The following is a 13,440-nucleotide window of genomic DNA, read 5'->3' on the forward strand; positions in this document are numbered from 1 at the left end:
CGTCTTCGTGCGCGGGTGTTTCCTGAAAACCCCTGGGCCAAACGAGGTGTGAGCTTTCACACGCAACTCGGAATTGCCACCCGGCGTCCGGTTACGGCAGAGTCTCATTTCTGTCAGGCCCCGCATACGACACACCTGTACCCCCGGGTACCGCCCTCGCCCCTGGCAGGGAGGGTGCGGCACCACCGGGAGCACGATTCCAACTCCATACTTCCGTCGTATGCCGCCCGAGCACCACGCGGCGCTCCCGAGGAGGGAGTTGCCCACCGGGCCCGCGTCTCCCGTGACCCTCAGTTGGGAGGCCAGCGCCAGGGGCACGATTGCGTCCGCCAGGGTCACCGAAGCGGGCGGTGCTGGAAGGAAACCGTGTGAGCTGGATTTCGGTCCGGGGATTCGCAGTGGTCTCGGCCACCGCGGTCACCGCCGTAGGAAGCGTCGTCGGAGTCGCGTCGGGCAGCGTCGCGCAGCCGAACGACCCCGAGGCGACGGCAGCGGACGCCACGCTCCTCGCGGACATCCCCGCGGGTCAGCAGGCGCAGGTGCAGACCGCTTCCCTGACGCAGCAGGCCGATGCCCAGGCCATCGCGGCCGACGCGACCGCCAAGAAGGACGCCGAGGCCGCGGCCCGCAAGGCCGCCGCCGAGACGGCGATCGCGAAGAAGGAGGCCGCCGAGAAGGCGGCCAAGCTGGCCAAGGAGCGCGCCGAGACCAAGGCCGCCGCCGAGACCAGCCGCGACGACGTCCGCGACGCCTCCAGCTTCGCCCCGCAGAGCAGCTACACCGTCGCGCAGATCCAGGCGATGGCCCGTCAGATGGTGGCGGGCGACCAGTTCCAGTGCTTCAGCAACATCGTGAACCACGAGTCGAGCTGGAACTACCGCGCCGTGAACGCCTCCTCCGGCGCCTACGGTCTCTTCCAGGCGCTGCCCGGATCCAAGATGGCCTCGGTCGGCGCCGACTGGCAGACCAACCCGGCCACCCAGATCAAGTGGGGCCTGAACTACATGAACAGCCGGTACGGCAGCCCCTGTGAGGCGTGGTCGTTCTGGCAGGCCAACAGCTGGTACTAGGCCCGCGGCCGCACGCTCAACCTCGCGCAGCCCCTCCCCGTCCTAGGGGGAGGGGCTTTCGCGTTGTACGGTCGTAACCGGACGGCTCGCAGTGCCCCGGGGAAACCGGGGAAAGAGGGACGGATGATGTCGCGAATGCCAGGGTGGCTCGGCCGGCTCGGGGCCGGACTGACCGAGATGAGCGAGCGTCTTGACGAGCTCCGCGCCGAAGTGGAGAAGGAGCACGCCCCGCCGGCCGACCCGGCGCCCGAACCCGTGGACACCGTCAAGGCGATGGTGCCCCATCAGGCGAGCGCCGACCGCCGCCCCGACCCGGCGCAGGCCGTGCCGTGGGGCGTACGCGTCGCCGCCGAGGCGGGCTGGCGGCTGCTGGTCCTCGCGGGCACCGTCTGGGTGCTCATGCGCGTCATCAGCGCGGTCCAGCTGGTGGTGTTCGCCTTCGTCATCGCGCTGCTCGTCACCGCCCTGCTCCAGCCGACGGTCGCCCGGCTGATGCGCTACGGCCTGCCCCGCGGCCCGGCCACCGCGCTCAGCGCCATATCGGGATTCGTCATCATCGGCCTGATGGGCTGGTTCGTGACCTGGCAGGTCATGGAGAACATCGACACGCTCTCCGACCAGATCCAGAACGGCATCGACGACCTGCGCAACTGGCTGCTGAAGAGTCCGTTCCATGTGACGGACAAACAGATCAACCAGATCGCCAAGAGCCTGCGCGAGGCCATCGGAGCCAACACCGACCAGATAACGTCCGCCGGTCTCGAGGGAGTCCAGGTCGTCGTCGAGGCCCTGACCGGCATCCTGCTGGTGTTCTTCTCGACGCTGTTCCTGCTCTACGACGGCCAGCGCATCTGGCAGTGGTTCCTGAAGCTGGTCCCCGCCGCCGCCCGTCCGGGGGTCGCCGGAGCGGGTCCGCGCGCCTGGCGCACCCTGACCGCCTACGTCCGGGGCACCGTCCTGGTCGCCCTCATCGACGCCGTCTTCATCGGCCTCGGCATCTACTTCCTCAACGTGCCGATGGCCGTACCGCTGGCCGTCTTCATCTTCCTGTTCTCCTTCATCCCCCTGGTCGGCGCGGTCGCCTCCGGCGCGCTCGCGGTGGTGGTCGCGCTGGTGACCCAGGGCGTCTTCACCGCCGTCATGACTCTCGTGGTCGTGCTCGCCGTCCAGCAGATCGAGGGACACGTCCTCCAGCCGTTCATCCTGGGCCGCGCGGTACGGGTCCACCCGCTCGCGGTGGTGCTCACCGTGGCCGCGGGCGGCATGGTGGCGGGCATCGGCGGCGCGGTGGTGGCGGTGCCTCTGGTGGCGGTGACGAACACGGTGGTGGGGTATCTGCGGCAGTACTCACTGGCGGAACAGCTCTCCAGGGCGCGCGTCGATCCGCCGGCCCGTCCTCCGGTCGAGGAGACCGCCGAGGCGGATGCGGAGCCCGGGGACGCGGTCCCCGGGGACCCCGAGCCGGAAAACACCGAGGGCCTCGCCCACAAGGAGTGAGCGAGGCCCCAGGGCCGGAAAGAGCCGATTACTCGGCCAGAACGGCTTCCGCGTCCAGCGTGACGCCGACCGCCTGGATCACCGAGGCGATCTTGAACGCTTCCTGGATCACGTCGCGCTCGACACCGGCCTTGCGCAGCACCTGCTCGTGCGAGTCCAGGCACATGCCGCAGCCGTTGATCGCGGACACCGCGAAGGACCACAGCTCGAAGTCGACCTTGTCGACGCCGGGGTTGCCGATGACGTTCATCCGCAGACCGGCGCGCAGGGTGCCGTACTCGTGGTCCGACAGCAGGTGCCGGGTGCGGTAGAAGACGTTGTTCATCGCCATGATGGCGGCCGCGGACTTGGCCGCGTCGTACGCCTCAGGGCTGAGGTTCGCCTTCGCCTCCGGCTCCAGCTCACGCAGGACGATGGGGGAGCGCGAGGCGATGGCGGTCGCCAGCACGGTGCCCCAGAGCCGCTGCGCGGGGAGGTCGGAGTTGCCGATGACCGAGCCCAGGTTGAGCTTCAGGTCCTTGGCGTAGTCCGGGACGCGGGACTTCAGCGAGTCGAGGGACATGGGTCACTCACCGGCCAGCAGCGCGACCGGGTCCAGGGTGTTCTCGCCCTTGGTCCAGTTGCACGGGCACAGCTCGTCCGTCTGGAGGGCGTCGAGGACCCGCAGGACCTCCTTGGGGTTACGGCCGACGGAACCGGCGGTCACCATGGTGAACTGGATCTCGCGGTTCGGGTCCACGATGAAGACGGCGCGCTGCGCGAAGCCGTCCTCGCCCTCGATGCCCAGGTCGCGCATGAGCTCGTGCTTGGAGTCCGCCATCATCGGGAACGGCAGGTCGGTCAGGTCCGGGTGGTCCTTGCGCCAGGCGTGGTGCACGAACTCCGAGTCGCCGGAGAAGCCGAGGATCTGCGCGTCACGGTCGGCGAACTCGTCGTTCAGCTTGCCGAACGCGGCGATCTCGGTCGGGCAGACGAAAGTGAAGTCCTTGGGCCACGCGAACACGACGAGCCACTTGCCCTCGTAGGACTTGTGGTGGATCTCCTCGAACTCCTTGCCCTTCTCCAGCGAGACGCAGGCGGTCAGTTCGAACTCGGGGAACTTGTCACCGACAGTGAGCACTTGCTCTCCTTGCAGCGAGGAGGCACCCCAGGTCGGGAGGTGCTTCCCATGGGTTGGACTGGGCCGATGGTGGCACAGGGTGCATTGATTAGGGAAATAGCTACACTCGGTGCCATTGATTGGAGGTGGTTATAGGTGACCATGGGTAGCGCCGCTCGGAAGCAGCCGAGCCTGGCCCAGCTCCGCGCCTTCGCGGCGGTGGCGGAGCATCTGCACTTCCGGGACGCGGCGGCGGCCATCGGGATGAGCCAGCCCGCGCTGTCCGGAGCGGTCTCCGCACTCGAGGAGACCCTCGGCGTGACCCTCGTCGAGCGTACGACCCGCAAGGTGCTGCTCTCGCCCGCCGGGGAACGGCTCGCGGTGCGGGCCAAGGCGGTGCTGGCCGAGGTCGGGGCGCTGATGGAGGAGGCGGAGGCGGTGCGCGCGCCGTTCACCGGGGTGCTGCGGCTCGGGGTGATCCCCACCGTCGCGCCGTATCTGCTGCCCACCGTGCTGCGCCTGGTGCACGAGCGTTACCCGCAGCTCGACCTCCAGGTGCACGAGGAGCAGACCGCGAACCTGGTCGAGGGGCTGCACTCCGGCAGGCTCGACCTGCTGCTGCTCGCCGTGCCGCTCGCCGTGCCCGGGGTGGCCGAACTCCCGCTGTTCGACGAGGACTTCGTGCTGGTCACCCCGCTGGACCATCCGCTCGGCGGCGACGACGGCATCCCGCGCGAGGCGCTGAAGGAGCTGAACCTGCTGCTCCTGGACGAGGGACACTGCCTGCGCGACCAGGCGCTGGAGATCTGCCGCGAGGCCGGACGCGAGTTCCGGGGTGCCGGGCGCGGGGGGCGTCCGGCCACGGCGCCGGTCACCACCACGGCCGCCGGGCTCTCCACCCTGGTCCAGTTGGTCGCGGGCGGTCTCGGCTGCACCCTGCTGCCGCGCACCGCGATGGACCTGGAGACCGCCCGGGGCGACCGGCTGCGCACCGCCCGCTTCGCCGACCCGGCCCCGAGCCGCCGCGTCGGTCTCGCGATGCGCGCGGGCGCGGCCCGGGGCAGCGAGTACCAGCAACTGGCCGCCGCCCTGCGGGAGTCCCTGCGCCCGCTGCCGGTGCGGGTGCTGGACGCGGACGCGTGAGACGGGCGGGGCTCGTGCAGCCCCGCCCGTCCCCCCTCTTCGCGCCCTTGGGCGCTACTCGGTACGCAGCCCGTCGGGCCGCATCAGCCGCAGCAGCGGCGGCAGGCTGAGCAGGGTCATGGCCGCGACCACCGCCGCGCCCACGCCCGTCAGGGACAGCACGCTCGGCCAGTCCACCCGTACCGGGGTCGCCGTCATGCGCAGCAGCACGGCACCCAGGGCGATGCCCACCACCGAGGCCAGCGCGACGCCCAGCGCGATCGGCACGGCCGCCTGCCACAGCACCGACAGGCCAAGGGTCCGGCGCCGGGTGCCGAAGGCCACCAGGGCCGACAACAGCCTTCGCCGTTCGCGCAGTTGCTCCAGCTGGGAGACGAGCAGGCTCGCCCCGATCAGCGCGAGCACACAGGTCGCGCCGATGAACAGACCGGTGCGCAGGGAGGCGAACCCGCCGTCGGTCGCGGTCGGCGTCCAGGCGAGGACGTCCGAGACCGGGTCCACCCGCGCCGCGGTGTTGCGCGCGTACTCCCACGCGTCCGGCACCGACGGGTCCAGGCGCAGGAAGATCCGGCCGGCCGGCGCCGGTTCCGCCGCGGCGGGCAGCGCGGACGGGGTGATCAGCAGCCCGTTGGCGTTCGGCATCAGGGAGTCCTCGCGGAAGGCCGCGTGCGGAATCGACGCCGGGAGCCTCAGCGGGACCGCGAGACCGGGGCCGCCCGTGAAGCGCGGGTCGATCCAGGCGCGTGCGCGGGGCCGCAACACCGTCTTGCGCATTCGCTTGTCGAACGCGGTGGGGTACTGGGGGCTGTTCACCGAGAACATGTCGCCGTCGCGGCAGGACGCCAGGCGGGCCAGCTCGCGCAGGGCGGCGCAGTCGCCGACGACGAGGTCGACCGAGGCGGACGGGTCCAGCGGCCGGTCGCCGATGGTCGTGGTGGCCAGCCCCACCGACGCCCGCACGCCCTCGGTCCGCGCGAACGCCTCCGTCGCCGCGGTGATGCCGGTGCGGTCGGTCAGGTCGACCTCGACCTGCGCGCGGGAGGGGTCCCGGCCGGTGTCCTTCACATACTGGCTCTGCACGCCCGCGAACAGCATCTGGAGCGCGACCGCCCCGGCCACCGCCACCGCGATGCCGTTGACCGTGCGGGCCGCCATGCCTCCGCTCAACTGGAGCCGCCGCACGGCGAGCTGCCAGGAGAGCGGGCCCGCGCCGAGCCGGCTGACGCCCCGTTCGACGATCCAGGGCAGCAGCGCGGTCACGCCGACCAGGAGCAGCAGGACGCCGCCGATGACGAGGACCTGGTTGAAGTCGCCGTGCGTGCGACCCTTGCCGATCATGGGCCAGAGCAGGACCAGACCGGACAGCGGCAGGAGCAGCCGCCACCACAGCCGGCGCGGGGCGGCCGCGGCCGAGCGCACCACACCGAGCGGCTCGACCACCACGGTGCGCATCGCGAACAGGGTGACCAGCACCGCGCACACCGGGACCGCCACCGCGACCAGCAGGACCAGGGCGGGTGCGGGGGTGACATAGCTCGGGAAGAAGCTCTCGCCCCGGATCTCCACCAGAGTCACCAGTTGGCGTCCGGCCAGGAAGAGGACCGCGCCGAGGAGGAGGCCGAGCACCGACCCGGCCAGCGCCTCGCCCGCCGCGATCCGCCGGGTCATACGGCCGTCCGCGCCCACCAGCCGGAGCGCTGCCAGCCTGCGGTCGCGCCGTTCGCCGCCGAAGCGCACGGCGGCCGCGATGAACACGGCGACCGGCAGCAGCAGCGTCACGAAGACGACCGATATCAGCAGGAGCAGCACCGGGTCGTCCCGCTCCTGCCACGGCTGGGTCTGCCCGAAGTGGGTCAGCCGGTTCGTGCGCGCGCCGCCCGCCCGGGGCTTGAGGTCCTCGGCACCGGCGTAGTAGGAGAGTTCGCGCGGGCCGACCAGCCCGCTCTCGCCGATGGTCCCGGTGACTTTGTACGGCAGCCGCTCGCGCAGCAGCCGGGCGTCCGGCGAGGCGAGCAGGTCCCGCAGCGCGGGGGAGACCACCATCTCGCCCCTGGCCGGGAAACGGCTCAGACCCGGCGGCAGCGGCGCCTTCGGGCCCTCCGGATCGAGCAGGCGCCCCCGGATGTTCTTGTCACGCCACCAGGTGTCCGTTGCCGCGACGACCACCGTGTCGTCGGCCTTGGGCCGGTCCGTCGTACTGAACACGATGTCCTGACGTGCCAGTTCGCGGTCGTCGCGCGCGTCCAGCATGTGCGGGAGCGCGGTCGTCAGCAGCAGCAACGCCACTCCGATACCGACACCGACCGCCGTCAGTGTCGTACGGACCCACCCCTCGCGCCCTCCGGTCACGGCGAACCGGACCCCCATCCCCAGGTCGCGGGCGTACTGCCGCGGGCTCATCCGGTCCGCTCCATGTCCCGGCTGCGGCCGTCGCGTACGACGATCTCGCGGTCGGACCAGGCGGCGACCCGGGCCTCGTGCGTGACGAGGACGACGGCCGCGTTCGAGGAGCGGGCGGCGTCGGTCAGCAGCTCCATCACGCGCTCGCCGTTGAGCGAGTCCAGCGCGCCGGTCGGCTCGTCCGCGAACAGCACCCGGGGTCCGGTGACCAGCGCCCGCGCCACCGCGACCCGCTGCCCCTGGCCGCCGGAGACCTCGCCGGGCCGTTTGCGCCTCAGGTCGTCCACCTCCAGGCGCTCCATCCATTCCAGCGCGGCCTTCTCGGCCTCCTTGCGCCCGGTGCCGTTCAGCCGCAGCGGCAGCGCCACGTTCTCCACGCAGGTCAGCTCCGGCACGAGCTGGCCGAACTGGAAGACGAAGCCGAACTCCCCGCGCCGCAGGGCGCTGCGCCCGGCGTCGCTCAGCGCGGTCAGCTCGCGGCCGGCGTAGGTGATCGTGCCCGAGTCGGGCAGCACGATCCCGGCGAGGCAGTGCAGCAGGGTCGACTTGCCCGAGCCGGAGGGGCCCATCACGGCGACGACCTCGCCGGGGTGGATGGAGAAGTCGGCGCCGTCGAGGGCGGTGGTGGGGCCGTAGGTCTTGTGCAGGTCCCGGGCGTGGAGCAGGGAGCCGTCGGGCGGTATCACGAGGTCACCTCCGTGCGGAGCCGGTCCAGACGCGCGGCGGTCAGCTCCAGCCAGCGCAGATCGGCCTCAAGATGGAACAGGGCGTGGTCACAGATGAGCTGGTCGGCGAGGTCGCCGCCGCGCTTGCGCTCGGTCAGCGCGCGCATGGCGCGCAGATGTTCGGAGCGCTGGCCGTCGAGGAGCCCGGCCGCGTCGCGCCGGGTCAGCAGCGCGAGGACGACCTTGGTGTAGAGGGTCGACTGGAGATACTCGGCGGGCTTCTCCGGAGTGGCGAGCCAGCGCTCGACGTCGGTTATCCCGGCATCGGTGATGGCATACCGTTTTCGTTCGGGTCCGCCGCCGGACTCGACGCCGTCGACCTCCACCAGCCCGTGTTTCAGCAGCCGGGACATGGTCGAGTAGACCTGGCCGTAGTGCAGCGGCCGGTCGTGGCCGAACTTCTCGTCGAAGGCCCGCTTCAGGTCGTAACCGTGCCGGGGGCCGGACTCCAGGAGTCCCAGGAGTGAGTGACCGATGGACATGGCGAGCACTCTACACACGGTGTATACACCGGGTTCATAGTGGGTCCGGAATCGAATACGTGATGCCAATCGCGCCCCATGAGGCAACCTTCGGCCTCTTGATTCCGTCGGTTCCGATAGGGCGGGTGCTGATTCTCACGTCCCCGAAGGAGCGGATCAGGCGCTCTTTGTCACATAGAGGGGTGTTAGCTTTCGGAGCTGACCCCGAGACGGAAGCGGAGCGAACGGACCTATGGGACGAGCGGAAGAGAGACGAGCGCGTCAGCGCGGCGGCCGCCGCGCGGCACCCGGAGGCCGCTCGCCGTCCCCGGCGCCCGGCGGCAAGCCCGCCAAGAGCCGGATACGCAGGCTCTTCACCTGGAAGAAGATCCTCGGGACGTTCCTCGGCATCTGTCTGCTGGGTATCGGCGCCTTTGTCGCGCTGTATCTGTCGGTGGACATTCCCGAGGGCAATGTGGCCGCCCAGCAGCAGAGCAACATCTACAAGTACAGCGACGGCAAGGTCATAGCCCGCTCCGGCAAGGTCAACCGCGAGATCGTCGACCTGTCGAAGGTGCCGCGGCCGGTCCAGCTCGACTTCGTCGCCGCCGAGAACAAGTCCTTCTACACCGACCCCGGTGTCGACCTGAAGGGCACCGCGCGCGGCATCATCAACACGCTCGCGGGCCGGGGCAAGCAGGGTGGTTCGACCATCACCCAGCAGTACGTCAAGAACTACTACCTGAGCCAGGACCAGACGGTCACCCGCAAGCTCAACGAACTGGTGATCTCCCTCAAGGTGGAGCGCGAGAAGTCCAAGGACGACATCCTCGCGGGCTACATCAACACCAGCTACTACGGCCGCAACGCGTACGGCATCCAGGCCGCCGCCCAGGCGTACTACCGCAAGGACGCCCAGAAGCTCTCGGTCTCGGAGGGCGCCTATCTGGCAGCCCTCCTCCAGGCGCCCAGCCAGTACGACTGGCAGGCCGCCACGCCCACCGGGCGGACCCTGGTGAAGCAGCGCTGGAACTACGTCCTGAACAACATGGTCAAGCAGGGCTGGCTGTCCAAGGCCAAGCGCGACACCCTGACGTTCCCCGTTCCCAAGGACCCCAAGGCCGCCCCCGGTCTCGACGGGCAGACGGGTTACCTGGTCGACCTCGCCAACAAGCAGCTCGAGCAGCAGCTCATGAAGCAGCAGGGCCTGACCGCGTCCCAGGCGGAGAACGCGGTCATCGGCAAGGGCTGGACCATCACCCTCAACGTCGACCGCGAGAAGCAGGCCGCGCTGGAGAAGGCAGTCAAGACCCAGCTCACCTCCAAGCTCGACCCGAAGAAGCGCAAGGTCGACGGCGACATCCAGGCCGGTGCCGTGTCGGTGGACCCCAAGACGGGCCACGTCGTCGCGCTCTACGGCGGCGAGGACCTCTTCAAGCACTGGACCAACAACGCCACGCGGACCGACTACCAGCCCGCCTCCACCTTCAAGCCGGTCATCCTCGCCGCCGCGCTGGAGCAGAACGCCACCACGCAGGACGGCCGTCCGATCGACGCGAACACCGTCTACGACGGCACCAGCCGCCACCCGGTGACCGACCACGGCACCGAGGTCGGCTTCGCACCGCCGAACGAGGACAACGCCAGCTACGGCAAGATCAACGTCCAGCAGGCCATGAACAAGTCCGTGAACTCCGTCTTCGCGCAGATGGGCGTGGACGTCGGCATGGACAAGGTCATGGACACCGCCAAGCAGCTCGGCATGGACACCAAGGGGATGCAGGCGGTGCCCGCGCAGACGCTCGGCTCCATGGGCGCCAGCCCGCTGGAGATGGCCGGCATCTACGCCACCCTGGACAACCACGGCAAGAAGGTCACCCCGACCCTCATCAAGTCGGCGGAGAGCAAGGGCCGCAGCGTGCGGATGCCGGACCCGATCGGCGCACGGGTGATCAGCCGCACCGCCGCCGACACCGTGTCCTCCGTGCTCACCGGCGTGGTCGACGACGGCACCGCCCGGCAGTCGGTGGCCAACAACCCCCTGCGCAACGGCCAGCAGGTCGCGGGCAAGACCGGTACCTCGGACGAGAACAAGTCCGCCTGGTTCACCGGCTACACGCCCGACCTGGTCACCTCGGTCGGCCTGTTCGGCGAACGGGGCAACGCGCACGTGTCGATGGCGGGCGCCACCGGTCTCCTCCCGGCGCCCGGCCGTATCAACGGCGGTGGCTACCCGGCGCAGATCTGGGCGGCGTACACCTTCGGCGTGACGGACAAGGTCCCCTTCGACCTCGACACCAAGCAGGGTGCCGCCGTCGCCCCGACGGACACCCCGACCGTCAGCGACAGCCCGTCGGAGTCCGCCTCGGAGTCGCCCTCCAGCTCGCCGACCGAGTCGGAGTCGCCCTCCAAGTCGCCGACCACCGAGCCGCCCACCGAGACGGCGACGCGGACACCGTCGGACCAGCCGACGACCCGCACGCCGACCTCGGGGCCGCCCACGGGCCAGTCCACCCCGCAGAACCCGTTCGACTTCCAGGACGGCAAAAACGGCAACTGAGGTCACGGACCCTCAGACAGCGCTAAGGGCGCCCGGCGAATCGCCGGGCGCCCTTCGTCGTACCGCGCGGAAACCCGGCGGCTCAGCTTCCGCTCAGCTCGAACCACACCACCTTGCCCGCGCTCAGCCGGGTCGCGCCCCAGCGCCGGGCCAGCTTGTTGACCAGGTACAGCCCACGGCCGCCCTCGTCCGTGGCCCGGGCCTGGCACAGCCGGGGCAGGCGCGGGATGTCGTCGGAGACCTCGCAGCGCAGCACGTCCGTGCGCAGCAGACGCACGGACACCGGGCGCGTGGTGTAGCGCACGGCGTTGGTGACGACCTCGCTGACCAGCAGCTCCAGCGAATCCGACAGGTCCTCAAGCCCCCACTCGGCCAGCGCGGCGCGGGCCAGCCTGCGGGCCTTGCCCGGGGTGGCGTCCTCCGCGTCCAGCGACCAGTGCTTGACGTCGCTGGAGGTGATCCCGTCGAACCGGGCGGCGAGCAGCGCGATGTCGTCGTCCCGGTCGCCCGGGCCGAGCATGTCGAGCACCTCGTCGCACAGGGCCTCCAGCGGCGGCGGATGCCCGGGACCGGTCAGGCGCGCGGTCGCCGTCAGCTTCTCGCGCAACTGCTCTATGCCCGTCGCCACGTCCCGCAGCCGGGACTCCACCAGGCCGTCGGTGTACAGCAGCAGGGTGGCCCCGGCGGGCGCCTCCAGCTCGACCGCCTCGAAGTCCACCCCGCCGACCCCGATCGGCGCGTTCGGCGGGACGCGCAGCACCTCCGCCTCGCCGCCCAGGTGCAGCAGCACCGGCGGGGGATGACCGGCGTTGGCGATGGTGATCCGCTGCGCTATCGGGTCGTAGACCGCGTACAGACACGTCGCCATGCGGTCGGTGCCCAGACGCTGCGCCTGCTCGTCCAGGTGGTGCAGCACCTCCTGCGGGGGCAGGTCGAGCCCGGCCAGGGTCTGCGCGGTCGTGCGGAGCTGGCCCATGATCGCCGCCGAGGTCATGGAGTGGCCCATGACGTCACCGACCACCAGCGCTACCCGGCTGCCCGGCAGCGGGATCGCGTCGTACCAGTCGCCGCCCACCCGGGCGGTCTCCGCCGCGGGCAGATAGCGCGAGGCCAGGCGCACACCGGTCGGACGCGGCAGGGTCTCGGGCAGCATGGTGCGCTGCAACTCGTCGGCGATGTACGCCTCGCGGCCGTAGAGCACCGCCTTGTCGATGCCGAGCGCGCTGTGCGTGGCGAGCTGCGCCGCGACCAGCAGGTCCTCCGCCTCGAACGCCAGGCGCTCGGGGCGGCGCAGGAACAGCGCCGCGCCGATCACCCGGCGCCGTCCGCGCAGCGGCGCGAGGATCGCGTGCTGCCCGTCGGGGACGAGCGCCTCGCCGTCCTCGCCGAGGAGTTCGGGCAGCGCGGCGCGCGCGGCGGGCGTGTCCGCGAACACCGGACGCACCCCGCGCAGCACCTCGTTCAGCGCGCCGCCCGGCTGGACCTCGCACAGCTCGGCGGTCAGCGCCGAGGGCCCGGAGAACGCGGCGAGCCCCGGGGACTCCGTCTCCGGATCGGGGTACGGCGCGGGCAGCAGCGCGTCGGTGTCCCGCTCGTCGGGCACCCGGTCGCTGCGCCGCAGCCGCAGCACCACCGGCCCGGTGGGCCGCTCGTCGCCGACGGGCAGCGGGTCGCGCAGATAGACCAGGATCGCGTCCGAGAACGTCGGCACCGTGGCCCGGCACAGCCCCATCACGATCTCGTCGAGATCGAGGCCGCGCGCGATCCGCCGGGTCGCCGCGCCCACGAACCGGAGCCGGTCCCCGTCGCGCCGCATGGGCATCGGCCGGCCCGGCGGCAGACCGCGGCCGGTACGGCGCTCACGGGCGCCCGGAGTCCGGTCCTGCTCGGCACCCGGCTGCGCCGGAATGCCCTCGGGGGCGGGCCGGGGGCGGTGGGTGTCCTGCTCGGCGGTGGCCGGCTGGGAGTGCTCGGGGCCGTTGACTGGGGGCTCCTTCCCCTTGTTTCCCTTGCCGCCGCCGCGCTTGGCGCGCGGCTCGGTGCCCGAGGAGGACGACTGGCCGTCCGCCCGGGACTGTGCCGGTAAGCCCGGCGCACCGAGCGGCGTCGGGGTACGCAAGCGTGCCCCGCGGGACTCCGCGGGGTCCGCGCCCGGCTGGGGGCGTTCGTAGGAGGAAGTGGGCTGCTCCGTCACGCGTGTCGAATCCGTCCGTCCGGGGCCGCGCGCCAGGCGCGCGTGTGGTGCCGCCGACATGCCGATACCCGCAATACGTGCCCCGGGAACGGATTTCCCGCGTGGTCAGGGGTTTCTCCGCCGATCCGGGCGATCCTCGCCCGGCCGGTGCCGCCGTTCCCGTACCCCTCGCTCACGTCCTGCCGCCCCTCGGTGACGTATGGTCAAGCCCGGCGTCTGTTCCGGTAGTTGCAACTCGATGCCCTTGCGGAGGACGATCCTACGTTTGTGGTCCGGGGGCGCATCAAGGGT

At 71.1% G+C, this 13,440-nt stretch carries 10 protein-coding genes; 4 read left to right on the forward strand and 6 right to left on the reverse strand.

What is annotated here, in order from left to right:
• Window positions 1–368: 368 nt before the first annotated feature.
• On the forward strand, window positions 369–1,070 hold the full coding sequence (locus ACWEEU_RS11190; protein WP_451730955.1) for an aggregation-promoting factor C-terminal-like domain-containing protein: 702 nt from the start codon (window positions 369–371) through the stop codon (window positions 1,068–1,070).
• A gap of 126 nt (window positions 1,071–1,196) precedes the next feature.
• Window positions 1,197–2,567: an AI-2E family transporter gene (locus ACWEEU_RS11195; RefSeq protein WP_385741950.1), complete on the forward strand. Its 1,371-nt coding sequence runs from the start codon at window positions 1,197–1,199 to the stop codon at window positions 2,565–2,567.
• A gap of 28 nt (window positions 2,568–2,595) precedes the next feature.
• On the opposite strand, the gene ACWEEU_RS11200 is transcribed toward ACWEEU_RS11195, so the two are convergent.
• Together ACWEEU_RS11200 and ACWEEU_RS11205 are read right to left on the reverse strand one after the other, a co-directional pair.
• Entirely contained in the window at window positions 2,596–3,129 is a 534-nt protein-coding gene (locus tag ACWEEU_RS11200; RefSeq protein ID WP_451730957.1) for an alkyl hydroperoxide reductase, read from the reverse strand.
• Window positions 3,130–3,132: 3 nt separating this feature from the next.
• Window positions 3,133–3,687 carry a peroxiredoxin gene (locus tag ACWEEU_RS11205; protein ID WP_018544217.1) on the reverse strand — a complete coding sequence of 185 codons (555 nt, stop codon included), beginning with the start codon at window positions 3,685–3,687 and terminating at the stop codon, window positions 3,133–3,135.
• A 141-nt stretch (window positions 3,688–3,828) separates the two neighbouring features.
• Between ACWEEU_RS11205 and ACWEEU_RS11210 the strand changes: the two genes are divergently transcribed.
• A complete protein-coding gene (locus ACWEEU_RS11210; RefSeq protein ID WP_451731046.1) occupies window positions 3,829–4,809 on the forward strand; it encodes a LysR substrate-binding domain-containing protein in 981 nt (326 codons plus the stop codon).
• Between the two features lie 54 nt (window positions 4,810–4,863).
• Here the strand turns inward: ACWEEU_RS11210 and ACWEEU_RS11215 are convergent, their stop codons facing one another.
• From ACWEEU_RS11215 to ACWEEU_RS11225, 3 genes are read right to left on the reverse strand one after another with little or no spacing between them, the layout of a single operon-like run.
• On the reverse strand, window positions 4,864–7,209 hold the full coding sequence (locus ACWEEU_RS11215) for an FtsX-like permease family protein (RefSeq protein ID WP_451730960.1): 2,346 nt from the start codon (window positions 7,207–7,209) through the stop codon (window positions 4,864–4,866).
• Window positions 7,206–7,895, reverse strand: a complete 690-nt coding sequence (locus ACWEEU_RS11220) for an ABC transporter ATP-binding protein (RefSeq protein WP_385742221.1) — start codon at window positions 7,893–7,895, stop codon at window positions 7,206–7,208. Before ACWEEU_RS11220 ends, ACWEEU_RS11215 begins: the two co-directional genes overlap by 4 nt.
• On the reverse strand, window positions 7,892–8,416 hold the full coding sequence (locus ACWEEU_RS11225; RefSeq protein WP_385742219.1) for a PadR family transcriptional regulator: 525 nt from the start codon (window positions 8,414–8,416) through the stop codon (window positions 7,892–7,894). The genes ACWEEU_RS11220 and ACWEEU_RS11225 overlap by 4 nt, the downstream gene beginning before the upstream one ends.
• Window positions 8,417–8,648: 232 nt before the next feature.
• Here ACWEEU_RS11225 and ACWEEU_RS11230 point away from each other — a divergent pair, with 232 nt between their 5' ends.
• Window positions 8,649–10,955: a transglycosylase domain-containing protein gene (locus ACWEEU_RS11230; RefSeq protein ID WP_385742217.1), complete on the forward strand. Its 2,307-nt coding sequence runs from the start codon at window positions 8,649–8,651 to the stop codon at window positions 10,953–10,955.
• Between the two features lie 82 nt (window positions 10,956–11,037).
• On the opposite strand, the gene ACWEEU_RS11235 is transcribed toward ACWEEU_RS11230, so the two are convergent.
• Window positions 11,038–13,149 carry a SpoIIE family protein phosphatase gene (locus ACWEEU_RS11235; protein ID WP_385742215.1) on the reverse strand — a complete coding sequence of 704 codons (2,112 nt, stop codon included), beginning with the start codon at window positions 13,147–13,149 and terminating at the stop codon, window positions 11,038–11,040.
• Window positions 13,150–13,440 lie beyond the last annotated feature (291 nt).

Source organism: Streptomyces sp. NPDC005004 (assembly GCF_053600675.1).

Coding starts and splice junctions, on each gene's coding strand:
- ACWEEU_RS11195 (WP_385741950.1), top strand. CDS start 1,197: ATGTCGCGAATGCCAGGGTGGCTCGGCCGGCTCGGGGCCGGACTGACC.
- ACWEEU_RS11200 (WP_451730957.1), bottom strand. CDS start 3,129: ATGTCCCTCGACTCGCTGAAGTCCCGCGTCCCGGACTACGCCAAGGAC.
- ACWEEU_RS11210 (WP_451731046.1), top strand. CDS start 3,829: ATGGGTAGCGCCGCTCGGAAGCAGCCGAGCCTGGCCCAGCTCCGCGCC.
- ACWEEU_RS11215 (WP_451730960.1), bottom strand. CDS start 7,209: ATGAGCCCGCGGCAGTACGCCCGCGACCTGGGGATGGGGGTCCGGTTC.
- ACWEEU_RS11225 (WP_385742219.1), bottom strand. CDS start 8,416: ATGTCCATCGGTCACTCACTCCTGGGACTCCTGGAGTCCGGCCCCCGG.
- ACWEEU_RS11230 (WP_385742217.1), top strand. CDS start 8,649: ATGGGACGAGCGGAAGAGAGACGAGCGCGTCAGCGCGGCGGCCGCCGC.